The 16,300-nt window shown below is 41.1% G+C and carries 16 protein-coding genes; 11 read left to right on the top strand and 5 right to left on the bottom strand.

Annotated features, from left to right (window positions below):
- Positions 1 to 5 precede the first annotated feature (5 nt).
- Positions 6 to 734 carry a CBM9 family sugar-binding protein gene (locus H5182_RS12480; protein ID WP_182732346.1) on the top strand — a complete coding sequence of 243 codons (729 nt, stop codon included), beginning with the start codon at positions 6 to 8 and terminating at the stop codon, positions 732 to 734.
- A gap of 482 nt (positions 735 to 1,216) precedes the next feature.
- Here the strand turns inward: H5182_RS12480 and typA are convergent, their stop codons facing one another.
- Positions 1,217 to 3,040 (bottom strand): translational GTPase TypA, encoded by a 1,824-nt coding sequence (gene typA / locus H5182_RS12485; RefSeq protein ID WP_145237948.1) that lies wholly within the window; start codon positions 3,038 to 3,040, stop codon positions 1,217 to 1,219.
- 520 nt (positions 3,041 to 3,560) lie between these two features.
- Between typA and glnA the strand changes: the two genes are divergently transcribed.
- From glnA to H5182_RS12510, 5 genes are all read left to right on the top strand, one after another.
- Complete coding sequence (gene glnA, locus H5182_RS12490; RefSeq protein ID WP_145237945.1) at positions 3,561 to 4,967, top strand: glutamate--ammonia ligase; 1,407 nt, start codon at positions 3,561 to 3,563, stop codon at positions 4,965 to 4,967.
- A gap of 132 nt (positions 4,968 to 5,099) precedes the next feature.
- Complete coding sequence (locus H5182_RS12495) at positions 5,100 to 5,612, top strand: DUF4124 domain-containing protein (RefSeq protein WP_246175485.1); 513 nt, start codon at positions 5,100 to 5,102, stop codon at positions 5,610 to 5,612.
- A gap of 90 nt (positions 5,613 to 5,702) precedes the next feature.
- Complete coding sequence (glnL, locus tag H5182_RS12500; protein WP_145237942.1) at positions 5,703 to 6,773, top strand: nitrogen regulation protein NR(II); 1,071 nt, start codon at positions 5,703 to 5,705, stop codon at positions 6,771 to 6,773.
- 18 nt (positions 6,774 to 6,791) lie between these two features.
- On the top strand, positions 6,792 to 8,177 hold the full coding sequence (ntrC, locus tag H5182_RS12505) for a nitrogen regulation protein NR(I) (RefSeq protein ID WP_145237940.1): 1,386 nt from the start codon (positions 6,792 to 6,794) through the stop codon (positions 8,175 to 8,177).
- A gap of 28 nt (positions 8,178 to 8,205) precedes the next feature.
- Positions 8,206 to 8,664 (top strand): cyclic nucleotide-binding domain-containing protein, encoded by a 459-nt coding sequence (locus H5182_RS12510; RefSeq protein ID WP_182732345.1) that lies wholly within the window; start codon positions 8,206 to 8,208, stop codon positions 8,662 to 8,664.
- Here the strand turns inward: H5182_RS12510 and H5182_RS12515 are convergent.
- A complete protein-coding gene (locus tag H5182_RS12515) occupies positions 8,661 to 9,323 on the bottom strand; it encodes a hypothetical protein (RefSeq protein WP_182760118.1) in 663 nt (220 codons plus the stop codon). The two genes, H5182_RS12510 and H5182_RS12515, sit on opposite strands and share 4 nt — an antisense overlap.
- Positions 9,324 to 9,379: 56 nt before the next feature.
- On the bottom strand, positions 9,380 to 9,667 hold the full coding sequence (locus H5182_RS12520; protein WP_182732343.1) for a hypothetical protein: 288 nt from the start codon (positions 9,665 to 9,667) through the stop codon (positions 9,380 to 9,382).
- A gap of 257 nt (positions 9,668 to 9,924) precedes the next feature.
- Between H5182_RS12520 and H5182_RS12525 the strand changes: the two genes are divergently transcribed.
- From H5182_RS12525 to H5182_RS12545, 5 genes are all read left to right on the top strand, one after another.
- Positions 9,925 to 10,308, top strand: coding sequence for an RNA-binding S4 domain-containing protein (locus H5182_RS12525; RefSeq protein WP_149980457.1), 384 nt, complete (start codon positions 9,925 to 9,927; stop codon positions 10,306 to 10,308).
- A gap of 83 nt (positions 10,309 to 10,391) precedes the next feature.
- Complete coding sequence (locus tag H5182_RS12530; RefSeq protein WP_182760119.1) at positions 10,392 to 10,811, top strand: hypothetical protein; 420 nt, start codon at positions 10,392 to 10,394, stop codon at positions 10,809 to 10,811.
- Between the two features lie 197 nt (positions 10,812 to 11,008).
- Complete coding sequence (gene acnA, locus H5182_RS12535; protein WP_182760120.1) at positions 11,009 to 13,756, top strand: aconitate hydratase AcnA; 2,748 nt, start codon at positions 11,009 to 11,011, stop codon at positions 13,754 to 13,756.
- 125 nt (positions 13,757 to 13,881) lie between these two features.
- Positions 13,882 to 14,118: a hypothetical protein gene (locus tag H5182_RS12540; RefSeq protein WP_145237921.1), complete on the top strand. Its 237-nt coding sequence runs from the start codon at positions 13,882 to 13,884 to the stop codon at positions 14,116 to 14,118.
- A gap of 10 nt (positions 14,119 to 14,128) precedes the next feature.
- Positions 14,129 to 14,974, top strand: a complete 846-nt coding sequence (locus H5182_RS12545; RefSeq protein ID WP_182760121.1) for an ABC transporter substrate-binding protein — start codon at positions 14,129 to 14,131, stop codon at positions 14,972 to 14,974.
- On the opposite strand, the gene H5182_RS12550 is transcribed toward H5182_RS12545, so the two are convergent.
- On the bottom strand, positions 14,971 to 15,501 hold the full coding sequence (locus tag H5182_RS12550) for a DUF4124 domain-containing protein (RefSeq protein ID WP_182732339.1): 531 nt from the start codon (positions 15,499 to 15,501) through the stop codon (positions 14,971 to 14,973). The genes H5182_RS12545 and H5182_RS12550 overlap by 4 nt on opposite strands.
- Positions 15,502 to 15,535: 34 nt before the next feature.
- Positions 15,536 to 16,270 (bottom strand): ABC transporter substrate-binding protein, encoded by a 735-nt coding sequence (locus H5182_RS12555; RefSeq protein ID WP_182732338.1) that lies wholly within the window; start codon positions 16,268 to 16,270, stop codon positions 15,536 to 15,538.
- Positions 16,271 to 16,300 lie beyond the last annotated feature (30 nt).

Here is a 16,300-nt window from a genome sequence, read left to right on the forward strand (position 1 = left end):
ATTAGATGAAAACAGCCGCGCTTACCTTAGGCCTATTAATGAGCAACGCCGCTATGGCTATCGATGTAGAGCATACAGCAACACCAATTACTATTGACGGTGTATCTGAAAGCGCATGGGACCAAGCAAAATGGCAGCCTATGCCTTTTCTTATGGATGGCACCTTGCCTGACTCAGATAAAGACTTTAAAGGCCGCTACAAGTTACTTTGGGATGAAAACTACCTGTATTTACAAGCCGATATTGTGGATGATGTACTAATTGATACCCATCCAGATCCTACCGATAAGTACTGGGACGATGATGCCTTAGAAGTGTTTATTGATAGCGACGCATCTGGCGGTAACCATCAGTTCAATCATACTGCGTTTGCCTATCACATTGGTCTTGATAACCAAGCTGCCGATTTCGGAGCTGATAAAAAACCCCATTTATACACAGATCATTTAATCAGCCACTGGCAACGAAACAGTACCGCCCCATATAACATCACATGGGAAGTAGCCATTAAGCTCTACCCGAATGATTTCCAAGAAGGTGTGCCAAACACCCCGCTTAAGTTAACGGCAAAGCAAGTAATCGGCTTTATGCTCGCCTACTGCGATAACGACGGCAGTAAAATTCGTGAGCACTTTATGGGTTCGCATGAAGTACAACCCGTAAATGGCAGCCGCAACCTAGGCTATATCGACGCCAGCGTATTTGGAAAGGTTACGTTATTACCGAAAAAGTGATGGAGGTTAGCCGCCAGGTTGGAGTGAGCGAAGCGAAACCCAACCAAAAATACACTCCCAATAAACGCAGGAGCTTTGCATTATCTGTTGTTTCAGCCTTTCCTCATTCACTTCTCTTTGTGCAAAAAATCTTTAAGTGAATTATTCACAAAGAGGATAAGAGGCGCTGCGCTTTTAGAGGAAAAAGATTATTCCCAGAGATAGATTATGTTGCAAGATTTTTTGAAATCTAGCGACTACCTAATGAATCATTTCATAATAAACATAATATCAACAGCAACGATTGCTGGATTTGATTAAACTTTACTGTTTCTGTGCACCCTCTTGGTGATGAGAACGCTTTTAACCTAGATCCTAGCACCTCTAACCTAGCAGCTATTATTGACAGCTTGTCGCTTACAGCTCTTTTGTTTTCACCCACAAAAAAGCCGCTGTATTTTGCAATACAGCGGCTTTTAAAATCAGCTTAATTTATAAGGTGATTATCCTTTAGGCGCACGACCAGCACGTTTACGTTCGTTTTCTGTAAGATGACGCTTACGGATACGAATGTTTAGTGGTGTTACTTCAACTAGCTCGTCATCATCGATGAACTCAAGCGCTTGCTCAAGTGAGTAGTTTAGGTGCGGAGAAAGCGTTTGCGCTTCATCAGTACCAGATGCACGTACGTTAGTTAACTGCTTGCCTTTAAGGGCGTTAACTGTAAGGTCGTTATCACGGTTATGAATACCGATAACCATACCTTCGTATACTTCAACACCGTGACCGATGAATAAGCGACCACGTTCTTGTAAGTTGAATAATGCGTTAGTAAGTGCTTTACCTGTTGCATTTGCAATCATTACACCGTTCTTACGAACACCGATCTCGCCACCTTTGTGCGGACCGTAATGGTCGAAAGTATGGTACATAAGACCAGAACCTGATGTAAGCGTCATGAAATCAGTTTGGAAACCGATTAAACCACGACTTGGGATCATAAAGTCTAAACGCATACGACCTTTGCCATCTGGCGTCATATTTGTTAGTTCGCCTTTACGAAGACCAATTTGCTCCATTACAGAACCTTGGTGCTCATCTTGACAGTCAATTGTTACTGTTTCAAACGGTTCTTCTAGAACGCCATCAACAGTACGTAAGATTACTTCTGGACGAGAAACAGCTAGCTCGTAACCTTCACGACGCATGTTTTCGATTAAGATACCTAGGTGTAATTCACCACGACCAGATACACGGAAGCTATCTGGGCTAGCAGTATCTTCAACGCGAAGTGCTACGTTGTGTACTAATTCTTTGTCTAAACGCTCACGGATATTACGTGACGTTACAAACTTACCTTCTTTACCACAGAAAGGTGAGTTATTTACAGAGAATGTCATTGTTACAGTTGGCTCATCAACACTTAGTGGTGGTAATGCCTCAACGTTGCCAGGGAAACAAACTGTATCAGAAATCTTAAGCTCACCAATACCTGTTACTGTTACGATGTTACCAGCGTAAGCTTTATCAGTTTCGATACGCTCAAGGCCTAGGTAGCTTTGTACTGCGCCAATTTTACCATTACGTTTAGTACCATCGGCACTGATAATAGTAACTTGTTGGTTAGGAGCAACAGAACCACGTTTGATACGACCGATACCGACTACACCAACATATGAGTTGTAATCAAGTTGCGAAATCTGCATTTGGAAGTCACCTTCAGGATCTGCATCCGGTGGTGATACTTCGTCAACGATCATCTTGAACATAGGTTCCATGTTGTCTGATGGCTCGTCTAAATCTAATGTTGCCCAGCCGTTAATTGCTGATGCATAGATTACTTTAAAGTCTAACTGTTCGTCAGTTGCGCCTAGGTTGTCGAATAAATCAAAGATTTGATCCATAACCCAATCAGGACGTGCACCTGGTTTATCAATTTTATTGATAACAACGATTGGCTTTAAGCCTTGCGCGAATGCTTTTTGCGTAACGAAACGCGTTTGTGGCATTGGACCTTCTTGAGCATCAACAAGTAGTAATACTGAGTCAGCCATCGAAAGTACGCGTTCAACTTCACCGCCAAAGTCGGCGTGTCCAGGGGTGTCTACGATATTGATATGGTAGTCATTCCATGAAATGGCTGTGTTTTTCGCCAAAATGGTAATACCACGTTCTTTCTCAATGTCGTTTGAGTCCATCACGCGCTCTTCGTTACCGCCGCGTGTTTCTAATGTACCTGATTGCTCAAGTAGTTTGTCAACCAATGTTGTTTTACCGTGGTCAACGTGCGCGATAATCGCTATATTTCTTAACTTTTCGATGCTCATATTTTTACTCAGAGAAATTAAATTCTCATTGATCCTGCAAGATCTACGCACTCATCTGCGTTTTCACGAGATGTCCCAGCATAGGATTTAAAAGGGCGCATATTATCCCTTATTAATGACATGGATGAAAGTTTATCCAATATATATTTCAAAACTTTCTTTATACTTGCAATAAGTATCTGTTTTATATATGACATTTTAATTAATTTAATTTTTCAATTTGTCACTATTTTGCTCATTCCTAGCTATTATTGTCATAATTTGGCAGTATTTGGTGAGTAAGTTAGCTTTATGTTGGTGTTTATAATCTATACAATTTAGCGCCAAAGAGAAGTGACCACACTGACGCACCAAAATGATCACAAGCCGATCCAATATGGTGCAAAACATATAACAGCTGGATGTATAACTTATTTTTTAACTTTAAAAAACAATGCACTATAAAAATGGCATAAAAGCCGCTTACTATAAAAGCAAAAGCAATTATGCAGCAAAATAAAACCCAACAGTTGGAGGACACATGTCACAATCGGTTTTAGATTTTATTAAAGAAAATGACGTTAAGTTCGTTGATTTACGCTTTACTGATACCAAAGGTAAAGAGCAACATGTTTCTATTCCTCATCACCAAGTAGATGAAGATTTTTTTGAAGACGGCAAAATGTTTGACGGTTCTTCAATTGCTGGTTGGAAAGGCATTAATGAATCAGACATGGTATTACTACCTGTTGCTGAGTCTGCTAAATTAGACCCTTTCACAGAAGAAGCTACTTTAATTTTACGTTGTGATGTTGTTGAACCTGGCACATTACAAGGTTATGAGCGTGATCCTCGTTCAGTTGCTAAGCGCGCTGAAGAGTACATGCGTTCGACTGGTATTGCTGATACCGTGCTATTTGGTCCTGAGCCAGAGTTCTTCGTATTTGATGACATCAAATACAAAACTGATATGTCAGGTTCAATGTACAAAATTGATTCTAAGCAAGCAGCTTGGAACTCAGATAAAAGCTACGAAGGCGGCAACACTGGCCATCGTCCAGGCGTGAAAGGTGGTTATTTCCCTGTTGCTCCAGTTGATGATTTCCAAGATTGGCGTTCAGCGACGTGTTTAGTTCTTGAAGAGCTAGGTCAAGTTGTAGAAGCGCATCACCACGAAGTGGCTACAGCTGGTCAAAACGAAATCGCAACTCGCTTTAACACTATGGTATTAAAAGCGGATGAAATCCAAGAAATGAAATATGTTATCCATAACATGGCTCATTTATATGGCAAAACAGCTACCTTCATGCCTAAGCCAATCGTTGGTGACAATGGTTCTGGTATGCACTGTCACCAGTCTTTAGCTAAAGACGGTGTTAACTTATTCGCAGGCGACAAGTACGGCGGTCTTTCTGAAGAAGCGCTTTACTACATCGGTGGTATTATCAAGCATGCTAAAGCAATCAATGCTTTTGCAAATGCGTCTACTAACTCGTACAAACGTTTAGTACCAGGCTTTGAAGCGCCAGTAATGCTTGCGTACTCTGCACGTAACCGTTCTGCATCAATCCGTATCCCAGTGGTTCCATCAGAAAAAGGTCGTCGTATCGAAGTACGCTTCCCAGATCCAACAGCTAACCCATACCTTGCTTTCTCTGCAATGCTTATGGCTGGCCTTGATGGTATCAAAAACAAGATCCACCCTGGCGATGCAATGGATAAAGATTTATACGACTTACCAGCAGAAGAAGCAGCAGAAATCCCAACAGTTGCAACTTCACTACAAGAAGCGCTTGCGTCTCTAGATGCTGACCGTGAGTTCTTAAATCAAGGTGGTGTATTCACTAACGATTTAATCGATGCTTACATTGCGCTTAAGTCTAAAGAAGTTGAAAAGCTTAACATGACGACTCACCCTGTTGAGTTCGAAATGTACTACAGCTGTTAATTAGGCTGTAGAAAAATTATCTTATAGATAATATATGTGTGTTCTCAAGGCCCGTTCTGCGGGCTTTTTTTATGGCTAATTTTCCCATTCTCCACTAAAGTTTAATTAGTGCAAAAAATGCAAGGTGACAAGGTGAAAAAGACGCTTTTATTACTAGTAACTCTGATTTTAATCAGCTTTTATGGCTATTCTGGCGATAAAAAAATTTATTCTTGGAAAGATAAAAATGGCGTATCAGTATTTTCAGATACTCCTAAACCAGGTGCGCAAGAAATCAAGCTCACCAATCAAAGTTTGTCGATGCCGACTGTTGATACAAGCATTTTAGATGAACAGCAACCAGCGGCTGTGAAAAGCTATAAAGCGGTTATTTCTTCCCCTGCCGATCAAGGCACTGTTCGTGAAAATACCGGTTCAGTGTATGTAACTAGCCGTATAACACCACGCTTTGAGAATGGTTTTAAAATTCAACTACTAGTTGATGGCGCACCGTACGCAGAACCTAGCAATATCAGTACTTTTGCTCTGCGCGAGGTAAACCGTGGCGAACACACATTGCAACTGAAGCTATTTGATCCACAAGGCTCTGTTGTCTCTGTTAGTCCAGTGAGCACATTTTATATGCATAGAGCATCGTCTTTATAAAAACCATGTATTTCTATCAAAGACCATAATTTACTTAAAATATTTGTGCTAAGCTGCTAATAATCATCAACGCACTAAAATGGTGCAACCATGCCCGATAATAAAAATTTTAACCCTGAGTTACTAACTAGCATTTGGCAAAACCTGTCAACGGCAGTGATCTTACTTGATCAACAATTCACCCTTATTTACGCTAATAATAGCGCCAGTGAACTGTTAGGATTAGGCCCTAAACGTATCCTCAATCAACCGTTTGACAGTCTTTTTAATTACCATTCCATTGACCTTAAACGCATTGCACAATACTCTTTGGTAGATGGTGTAGATTGCCACCAGCACAGAGCTGACGTGGTTTTTGTTGATTCTCGTCATGCCAAACTAGCAATTAGTTCGCGTCGCGTGAAGTTACAAAATGAGTATTTTATTTTATTCGAGTGTCGCCAAACTGATGATGAAATTCGCCACGATCAAGCTTCTAATCAAATGCATCAATATCAAGCAGCACGTAACCTAATTAGAGGGCTTGCTCATGAAATCAAAAATCCTTTAGGCGGAATTCGCGGAGCGGCGCAATTATTGCAGTATGAGGTTGATCAGCAAGAACGGGATGAATGTGCAGAATTAATTATTGAACAAGCCGATCGCTTACGAGAGCTTGTTGACAGGCTACTGGGCCCGAATCAATTACCACAAAAGTCATACGGTAATATTCATCAAACCTTAGAGTCTGTAATTAAACTAAGTACATTAGATAATTGCGCCAATATTAGCTTGGAAAAAGATTACGACCCAAGTATACCTGATGTCTATATTGACCAAGGTAAAATTCAGCAAGTAGTACTTAACATCGTTCGAAATGCACAACAAGCGTTAGTCGGTGGTGGCGTGATAAAAATTAAAACACGTATTAATCACCAGCAACGTCGCCCCGGAAAAGCCCCTAAAAAGGCACTGCTGATCCAAATTTCAGATGACGGACCAGGTATCGATTCCAGCATCAAAGAGACATTATTTTACCCGATGATCACCAACAAAGAAGGTGGTTCTGGCTTAGGTCTCTCGATTGCACAAACCTTGATCGATCAACACAACGGCTATATAGAATGCGATAGCTGGCCAGGTCATACAGAGTTTAATATATATCTGCCTTTTGCGGATTAATCGGTTTTTGGAGTTTGCATGAAAACAGTTTGGCTGGTTGATGATGATGCATCTATTCGCTTTGTACTTGAAAAAGCACTAACTCGCGCAGGATTTAATGCTGAAAGTTTTTCTAATGCACAAGACGTGCTGTCAGCATTAAAGTTTAGCCAACCTACGGTACTGGTGTCTGATGTACGTATGCCTGGTATGGATGGTATGGCATTATTAGAACTGATCGCTGAACAAAACCCAGGCTTGCCAGTGATCATCATGACTGCGCATTCAGATTTAGATTCAGCGGTAAATGCGTTTCAAAAAGGTGCTTTTGAATACCTAGCCAAACCATTTGATTTAAATGAAGCAGTTGCGTTAGTAGAAAGCGCGTGTCGCGCTAACTCAACTAAAAAAGTAAAACGTAAACCCGCACCACCTAAAAGTGCCCATATCATTGGCGAAGCGCCAGCCATGCAGGAAGTATTTCGGGCAATAGGTAAGCTGTCAGCATCAAGTATGAGCGTACTTATCAATGGTGAATCTGGTACCGGTAAAGAATTGGTAGCCAGTGCTTTACATAACCACAGCCCACGCAAAGAAAACCAGTTTATTGCCTTAAACATGGCAGCTATTCCAAAAGAGTTGGTTGAATCAGAGCTATTTGGCCATGAAAAAGGCGCTTTTACTGGTGCTGATAGCGTACGTAAAGGTCGCTTTGAGCAAGCCAATGGCGGTACGCTATTCTTAGATGAGATTGGTGATATGCCGCTGGATGTACAAACCCGTTTGCTGCGTGTTTTAGCTGATGGTGAGTTTTACCGTGTTGGTGGCCATCAAAGTATTAAAGTTGATGTCCGGATCATTGCCGCGACTCACCAAAACCTTGAAGACTTAGTAAAACAAGGCAAATTCAGAGACGATTTATTTCATCGCTTAAATGTTGTGCGCCTGCGCCTACCTGCACTGCGTGAACGTACCGAAGACATTGAACGCTTAGCACAGCATTTTTTACATAAAAGCGCCAAAGACTTACAAGTCGAAAGCAAAATTCTCAGCTCAAAAGCCACCGACTTACTACGCTTGTTCAACTGGCCTGGCAATGTTCGTCAACTAGAGAACACCTGCCGCTGGCTTACCGTTATGGCTCCCGGCGAGCTTGTGAGTGAGCAAGACTTACCTCCAGAGATCTTAGCAATTGACGAGACTCAACAAGAGGGTGATTGGCTTGATGCCTTTCAACAATGGCTTAATCTAGAGCTTAAGCAAGGTAAAGAAAACATCTGGCCTAATGTACAAGCGCAATTAGAAACCCGCCTAATTAAAACCGCATTGGCAAACTGTGCAGGACATAAACAAGAAGCCGCAGTAAAAATAGGCTGGGGCCGCAATACATTGACCCGTAAATTAAAAGAGCGCAATATCAACTAACTTCCCTGCTCAAACGAAGGAAAATAAGTTGAAGTTAATCGAGCATATTCCATTAATAAAGCAGATGGAGATACTTAATAGGCTGAGTTTTTTTAGAGAGTTCAGCCTCAATGAGCGCCAAGTATTACTGGAGTCATTCAGTCACTTATACTTGATCAATAAAGATCGCTTTGTGTTTAAGCAGTTTGATAACGACAAACAACTGTATATCGTGCTCAGCGGCGCTATTGTGGTATTTAAACATAGTCATTTGATGGATTTAGGCACCATTGAACCCGGCGAATTTATTGGTGAAGGTGCGTTTATAAATAACCGCGAGCACAGCACCAGTGCTCGTGCTAAAAGCGATACCATAGTACTGGCGATTACCAGCGAAGCACTAATACGTTTACCAAATGTGATCCGCGAAAAAATTAAAGACCGCATTATCGAAGGGATGAGTAGACGTATTACTAAATTAAGCGATTACCTCGAGTCACGCGGCTAATCCATATACACAACCTGTAGCGAACAGTTTAACCATTGCGGACTCTCAACATGCGCAGTATAACGAAATGTATCTGAGGGTTTTTCACCAAAAGGCGTTGCAACCAAAGGGGTTGAATGCGTGTATGACTGCGAAATATTTCTATAATTGATGACTAAATAATTTTCATAACGCTGCCAAACTAACTGAGCGCGGGCACCATTTAGTAAAGTAAACTCAACCAAGTTATCAAAAAATCTGACTTTAAGGTTATTGTAGCGGTCTTCAACGCAACCAGTAGTACGCAGCTGTTGCGGCACGTCAAAACCTTGCTCTATTTGCTCACCACGTAAGTAAAAGCCAATATTGCCATCGCTATAATGATGATTAGCCACCGACACATAATTAAGCTGCGGCTGATAACCCATCGCTTGCATAATATTGGCAAGTTGCTCTGTTTCAGAAGTCAGTATTTTATCTTCTGAGGTTAATAATGTCGCAGCACTAAACTCTTTGGGTACTGGCAGTTCAGTAAATTGAAAAGGCAAGGTCTGCTGTTGTAGTTGCTCTGTCAGTTGTTGTTTTTGCAAAACAGTTAAACCCTCCGTATAGACATACACTGTAGGGTGCTGACAGGCTGTTAGAAATAACAACATGCCAATTAAAATGCCATATTTCATAGTCACCTCGAATAGATTACAAATGTAGTCTATTCGAGGTGACTATTTATAGCAAGTTAATTCACTTGGCTATTGAGCCAAGCATCCACGCTTTTACGGGTATATAAAACATCCTTAAACAAGCGGTGTCGTTGAAACTCAAGTAGTTTTTCTTTGCTATTTTCACCACAACTTAATTGGCTGTGATTGTCGTTAAAACGTGAAATAAGCGAAAAGCCTCGCTCTGGTTGTTGCGATGCTTTCTTTACAACCTGATTAAGCCGCGCACGCACATCATCTGCGGTCATAAAGTCAGAACCCTCTAAACCCATTAGCTCTTTTTTCATGGCTAGTCTTACGCCCATGTTAAATCTCCAGTACTGCGGCATTTGTAATAAAATGACCAACTAAATATCGAATTCGATTCGAACAGCAAATTGTAGGCCAGCTTTTCACGCGGATACTACGCTTGAATTACTACCGTTTTTTTAAAGACGGTATAAAATTCGAGATAGTTTCAGGTTAATTCTATTTAATGCCCTGTAGACTTTAGGCTGCTTGATGCAAAAGTCGCGCACAGCCTTTATACTACAGGCTGTGCCCTACCTTAATGAGATCAAACATGAACGACGAATATATTGAAATTGAATTAGAAGAAGAGCCAATTGAGCTATGCAAACTCTTAAAAGTTCTTGATTTAGTCGAAGGTGGCGGCCAAGCCAAAAACCTTATCACTGAAGGTTATGTTGGCGTTAACCATGAAATTTGTACAATCAAGCGGAAAAAATTATACAGTGGCGACATTCTTGAATTTGATGGTGAGCAATTTCAACTGACATTAAGCGAAAGTGCTATTCCAGCAGAGCGCCCTGTTACATCAACGCAACCTGAACCACAACAAAGTGCAGAGCCTGCTACTAACGCGCCTGCTAAAGCTAAGCGTAAACGTACCAAAAAACCAAAAGTGGATGAAAAAACAGGCCGTCGCCCTATTTCATTCGGCTAATCCAATTTAGACTACGTGCAACTTGTAAAAGTAGCCGTAGTCGCCTTTAATAACTTTTTAAATAATAGTTTAAAAGGTAATGTATGACTCCTCCGCACTGGTTAAAATCTGTCGCTTGGGCAGCCCTTATTTGGAACTTTCTTGGGGTAATTGCATTCATTATGCAAATGCTCATGACTCCAGACATGATAAGTATACTCCCTATAGAACAACAAGCTGCATATTCAAATACACCAATTTGGTCAACTATTGCATTCGCTACCGCGGTTTTTGGTGGAGTCTTAGGCTGTATTTTATTATTACTTAAAAAAGCCATTGCTCGAGTGCTTTTTGCGCTCTCACTCGCTGGGATTTTTATCCAGCAATTTTATAATTTCATTGTTATTAATAGTATTGAATTACTCGGTGCCAGCGCGGTGTTTATGCCAATATTTGTAGTCGTAATTGCAATTATCCTGCTACTGCTAAGCCACAAAGGCAAACAGCAAGGTTGGCTACTGTAAAACACGCTATTGAGTTACTATTGTTTTACTGCTGACGCTTGAAATATAAATTTTCAGCATCATATATATTCTATTACCTGTATAAAAATCGCGCAAAAACACACTGGTATGTACTTTGCATTTTAACTATTTAAAGAGAGGTTACATTTACCACTTAAGTACCATTTAAGGATATTCATCTAACTTAGGGGCACATAATGAACAATAGTTTTGACACCCAAAAACAACTCACTATCAACGGTGAGCAGTTTCATATCCATTCACTGCAAGGTTTAGGCGATAAAGCCAAGCGACTGCCGTTCTCGCTCAAGATCCTACTCGAAAACTTACTGCGCAATGAAGACGGCGTAAATATCAAAAAACAAGATATTGAAGCGTTGCTAAACTGGGATTCACAAGCCAAGCCCAGTGCTGAGGTAGCATTTACACCGGCCCGCGTGGTGATGCAAGATTTTACTGGCGTGCCAGCAATCGTCGATTTGGCCGCAATGCGTGATGCTATGGAAAGACTTGGCGGCGATCCTGCGAAAATAAACCCATTATCCCCTGCGGAATTAGTTATCGACCACTCAGTACAAGTAGACGGTTATGGTGAAGATGGCTCATTTGATTTAAATGCCAAGCTTGAGTACGAACGCAATAAAGAACGTTATGAGTTTTTACGCTGGGGCCAAACAGCCTTTGATAACTTAAAAGTTGTGCCACCAGCAACGGGTATTGTTCACCAAGTGAATTTAGAATACCTTGCTCGCGTTGTCTTTAATGAAGAGCGCAATGGGCAAAAATTTGCTTACCCTGACACCTTAGTCGGTACTGATTCACATACCACTATGATCAACGGCTTAGGCGTACTTGGTTGGGGTGTAGGCGGCATCGAAGCAGAAGCTGCAATGCTAGGCCAGCCAATTAGCTTACTGATCCCGCAAGTGGTGGGTATGAAGCTCAACGGCCGTTTACCGGAGGGCACCACAGCGACCGATTTAGTGCTGACCGTTACTGAAATATTGCGTAAGCATGGCGTTGTCGGTAAATTTGTAGAATTTTATGGCGATGGCCTTGCTGATTTACCACTGGCCGACCGCGCAACCATAGCCAACATGGCACCGGAATACGGCGCTACCTGTGGTATTTTCCCTATCGATGATGAAACAATTAATTATCTTCGTTTAACCAACCGTGATGAAACACAGCTAAAACTGATAGCAGACTACGCAAAACATCAAGGTTTATGGCGCAACGATGGCGATGAAGCAAATTACACCGACAAGCTCGAATTAAACCTAAATGATGTAGTGCCAAGCCTTGCCGGTCCGAAACGTCCACAAGACAGAATTGCCCTTGATCAAGCTGGCGAAGTTATTGCCAATCATTTAAAAACCTTTCAAGATGAACGTCTTGCTAAGCGCGACGATAGTGATGAACAGCAATCACGAATTGAAGGTGAAGGCCCTGTCACTAATCCTGATGAGCCAACCAACGAAGCGCAATTTATGGGCGCAGCAAAGGTTAACTTTAAAGGGCAAGAATTTGAGTTAAAAGATGGCGCTTGTGTAATTGCTGCCATTACTAGCTGTACCAACACTTCTAACCCAAGTGTGATTTTAGCCGCGGGTTTAGTCGCGCAAAAAGCTCGCCAGTTAGGAATTAACGTAAAACCTTGGGTAAAAACATCACTGGCACCTGGCTCACAAGTGGTCACTGACTACTTAAAAAAAGCAGGCCTGATGGATGATTTAGATGCACTTGGCTTTAACCTAGTAGGTTATGGCTGCACTACCTGTATTGGTAACTCAGGTCCGCTTGCCGATGAGATCAGTGAGGCAATTCAACAACATAAATTAGTAGTAAGCTCTATTTTATCGGGTAACCGTAACTTTGAAGGACGTATTCACCAAGATGTGAAAATGAACTTTTTAGCCTCACCACCTTTAGTTGTCGCCTATGCGATTGCAGGTCGTACTGATATCGATGTTTATAACGAGCCACTTGCGCAAGATGCTAATGGTAACGATATTTACCTGAAAAATATTTGGCCTAGTGTCAGCGAAGTGAATGAACTGGTGAAAAAAACCGTCACTAAAGAAATGTTCGCTACCAGTTACGGTAATGTTTATAAGGGTGATGATCGCTGGCAACAAATCAAAATTCCTGATGGTAAACTTTATGACTGGGATGATGCCTCAACGTATATTAAAAAAGCGCCGTTTTTTGATGGCATGACGACAGAACCACCAGGCATCCCTACTATTACGGGTGCTCGCTGTTTAGCAAAACTTGGCGATTCCGTCACTACTGATCATATCTCCCCTGCTGGTGCAATTAAAGCAAGCGCGCCTGCTGGCGAATACTTACAAGAAAATGGCGTAGATAAATCGCAATTTAACTCATACGGTTCTCGCCGTGGTAATCATGAAGTAATGATGCGCGGTACATTTGCCAATGTACGCTTAAAAAACTTGCTTGCACCAGGCACCGAAGGCGGTGTAACGCGCACTCAACCTGATGATGAGCTTGCCAGTATTTACGATGCTGCAATGGCGTATCAACAGCAAGGCGTACCGCTCGTTGTGCTTGCCGGTGCTGAGTATGGTACGGGTTCATCACGAGACTGGGCAGCGAAAGGTTCGCTATTATTAGGTATTAAAGCGGTCATTGCGCAAAGTTATGAGCGTATTCATCGCTCGAACCTAATTGGTATGGGCGTGCTACCACTGCAATTTAAAGCAGGTGAGAGCCATGAATCACTGGGGTTAACAGGTCAAGAGCAGTTCGATATCGAAGGTCTCTACGATAAAACCAAGGAAGTTAGTGTCGTTGCCACTAATAGCGAAGGCAAAAAACTAAGCTTTAGTGCCGATGTCCGTATTGATACCCCCAAAGAGTGGGATTACTACAAACATGGCGGCATTTTACAGTATGTACTGCGTAATATGTTAACTAGCTAATTAATCTATAATATTAGGGCTTTGCAAAATTAATTTGCTTAGCCCTTAATTTTTTGATGTAAAACAAGTCAGCTTACTCATTATTAACTACACTTAATTCATCTTATCATTAATGCCTGCATACTATGACCGAGCAGAAGATCATCACAGTACTAAAAGTATTTATTGTCCTTGGCATATGCCTTATTGCGACTGGACATTATTTATTAGTCTCGGATCTGTTTGGTGAACAAAATAGTATACATGGCATTATTATCAGCGCCGCTTTTATTGCTATTGGAGTGCTATTTTCTCTGCCTACAAAAATTTACCTCACTATTGTTTTAATGAACATAGAGGCTGTACGTGACAAACATGTATAGCAGCAAGGTCATGCAATTAATCAAACCATTTAACACCTCTAAAACTTTATTAATAGCGGCATTTTTAGTGCTTTGCTTACCCACTCAATTACGTGCAAATGACAAATTGATTATTGCATCCGGTAATTTTGCACCTTATTTCATGCAGGACAACGTAACCGGTAATGGTTACTTCGATCAACTTGTGGTTCAAGTGTTACTGATACAAGGCTATCAAAACCCGCAATTGGTGCCGTTAAATAATGATGCTATTCAACGCTACTTCAACAATAAAGTCGCTGATATAGCGATCAACTATACGGCACAACCAGCTGCACATGCTTTTATTTCTCGTTATCGAGTACGATTTATGAACCGTGTGACCATGCTTCCTTCTGCATGGACCGAAAAAGTAGCTACGTTGAACGATTTGAAGAATTTAAGAGTAGGTAGTTTTATAGGGGCGAGCGATATCTTTGGCCCAGAATATAAAAACATGGCGACACAGGTATTCAACTATTATACTGAAATAGGAAATCAACAAGCCCTAAATAAACAGTTACTTACCAATAAGATCGATGCCCGTATCGGTGATTATTTAATGCTCTACTGGCATACATCAACAAACACCCAACTTGACCCTACAAGTTTTATATATCGCGATATTTTAAACTATCAAGGCTCTTACATTGTTTTTCAAGATAAGTCTGTCAGAGATAATTTTGATGAAGGCCTGACAAGATTAGTTGCTTCAGGAGAACTAATGATAGCTACTGATCGTTGGTTAAAAGCCTATAACCTGCCAATCATTAAGCAACAATTTTTTGTAACACAGCCCGAAAAAACACAGCAAAACAACGCTATTAAAGCAAATTAATGCGTCTCATCTAACGATTTAGTACGTTGCTCTAACTGTTCTTTCACTTGCTCTGCATCTTCAAACAGCTTTTTCATCACCACGGGATCATAAACACTGCCTGAGTTTGGCATTAAAGACATATTAGTTGTTTTTGAGGTGCCTTTTAAAATGGACGTATCTTCGGCCGCAACTACTGTAATATCGCGCGGATCTAGAATTACTTTTTCACTTGTGCCCTCAGGATTAGGCTGATCTGAGTAATGCCATTGACCTTGCTGATCTTGCCATTTATAAATAACTGTCGTTGCTACTGAGCTTTCATTGGTAATTGATTCTACAACTTTTTGACTGGTCTCACTAACCAATGTGGCTGCCATGGCAAGGGTGTCACTTGATAACGCAACCATTTGCTCTGTTAGCTGATTTGATTTACTACTAATACCATCACTGGTTAACCACGTTTGACCATCGGGTCGTTGCAAATAAAATAATGCCGCGACACTGATCAGCAATACCATAATAGCGAGGTACGCAAAATACTTCATCTTCAATCCTTTGAGTTAAAATTCTCGATTGCTATCATTGATAGCGGGCTATGATTTTAGCTAGGCCGCCATTATCTTTCAAGCTTTGTAAAAAATCATTAAATTCTTTCGCGTACTTTTTACCCCTTGAATTATAAGAAAACTGCAACTGCAGCGGCGCCTCAGCGACATTTTCATCACTTATGGTCAAAGCAGCAAGCTCAGGGTACTTTTGTATGTACCAGTTTACGACAGAGCGTGACATAACAGTAAAGCGTTTACTTGTATCAGTATCTTTGTGCAAACTTTGCAATATTTCTAAGTCTGAATAAAAATTCTCACGGTGCAGAGTCTTATTCACTACTGGTAGCTCATATTTTGGATACACATAACCAAATCGCCCGAGTAAAACACCGCCCTTTAAACTGCTTAGCTCCTTAAAGTCAATTAGTTCAGCTCCTCGAGCGACTACTAACACATCTTCAATTACTACTATCTCTTGGCTCCAATAATAGGGTCCATTATCTACAAGCCAAACTTCTGATTCCATTCGTGCATCAACATCACCTCGTTTCACCATTTTCGCAGAGCGCATTTCAGGGACGAAGGTATAGTCTATTTGGATCCCCGTTGCCATCGAAAACGATGTAATAACATCATTTAAAATGCCTGTTTTTGAACAAACAAAGTGATAAGGAGGGTAATCTTGCTCGGGTAAGGCAATGCGAAGGTTATCGGCAAAAAGACTAGTAGAAAAGAATAAAAAGAAAATTACGTAATATGGTTTCATAAAATACATGCACATCAATTTATAACGGCT

Source organism: Pseudoalteromonas sp. SG44-17 (assembly GCF_014164235.1).
In the GTDB taxonomy this organism is placed as follows: Bacteria; Pseudomonadota; Gammaproteobacteria; order Enterobacterales; family Alteromonadaceae; genus Pseudoalteromonas; species Pseudoalteromonas rhizosphaerae.

Coding starts and splice junctions, on each gene's coding strand:
- H5182_RS12480 (WP_182732346.1), top strand. CDS start 6: ATGAAAACAGCCGCGCTTACCTTAGGCCTATTAATGAGCAACGCCGCT.
- typA (WP_145237948.1), bottom strand. CDS start 3,040: ATGAGCATCGAAAAGTTAAGAAATATAGCGATTATCGCGCACGTTGAC.
- glnA (WP_145237945.1), top strand. CDS start 3,561: ATGTCACAATCGGTTTTAGATTTTATTAAAGAAAATGACGTTAAGTTC.
- glnL (WP_145237942.1), top strand. CDS start 5,703: ATGCCCGATAATAAAAATTTTAACCCTGAGTTACTAACTAGCATTTGG.
- ntrC (WP_145237940.1), top strand. CDS start 6,792: ATGAAAACAGTTTGGCTGGTTGATGATGATGCATCTATTCGCTTTGTA.
- H5182_RS12515 (WP_182760118.1), bottom strand. CDS start 9,323: ATGAAATATGGCATTTTAATTGGCATGTTGTTATTTCTAACAGCCTGT.
- H5182_RS12520 (WP_182732343.1), bottom strand. CDS start 9,667: ATGGGCGTAAGACTAGCCATGAAAAAAGAGCTAATGGGTTTAGAGGGT.
- H5182_RS12525 (WP_149980457.1), top strand. CDS start 9,925: ATGAACGACGAATATATTGAAATTGAATTAGAAGAAGAGCCAATTGAG.
- H5182_RS12530 (WP_182760119.1), top strand. CDS start 10,392: ATGACTCCTCCGCACTGGTTAAAATCTGTCGCTTGGGCAGCCCTTATT.
- acnA (WP_182760120.1), top strand. CDS start 11,009: ATGAACAATAGTTTTGACACCCAAAAACAACTCACTATCAACGGTGAG.
- H5182_RS12540 (WP_145237921.1), top strand. CDS start 13,882: ATGACCGAGCAGAAGATCATCACAGTACTAAAAGTATTTATTGTCCTT.
- H5182_RS12545 (WP_182760121.1), top strand. CDS start 14,129: ATGCAATTAATCAAACCATTTAACACCTCTAAAACTTTATTAATAGCG.
- H5182_RS12550 (WP_182732339.1), bottom strand. CDS start 15,501: ATGAAGTATTTTGCGTACCTCGCTATTATGGTATTGCTGATCAGTGTC.
- H5182_RS12555 (WP_182732338.1), bottom strand. CDS start 16,270: ATGAAACCATATTACGTAATTTTCTTTTTATTCTTTTCTACTAGTCTT.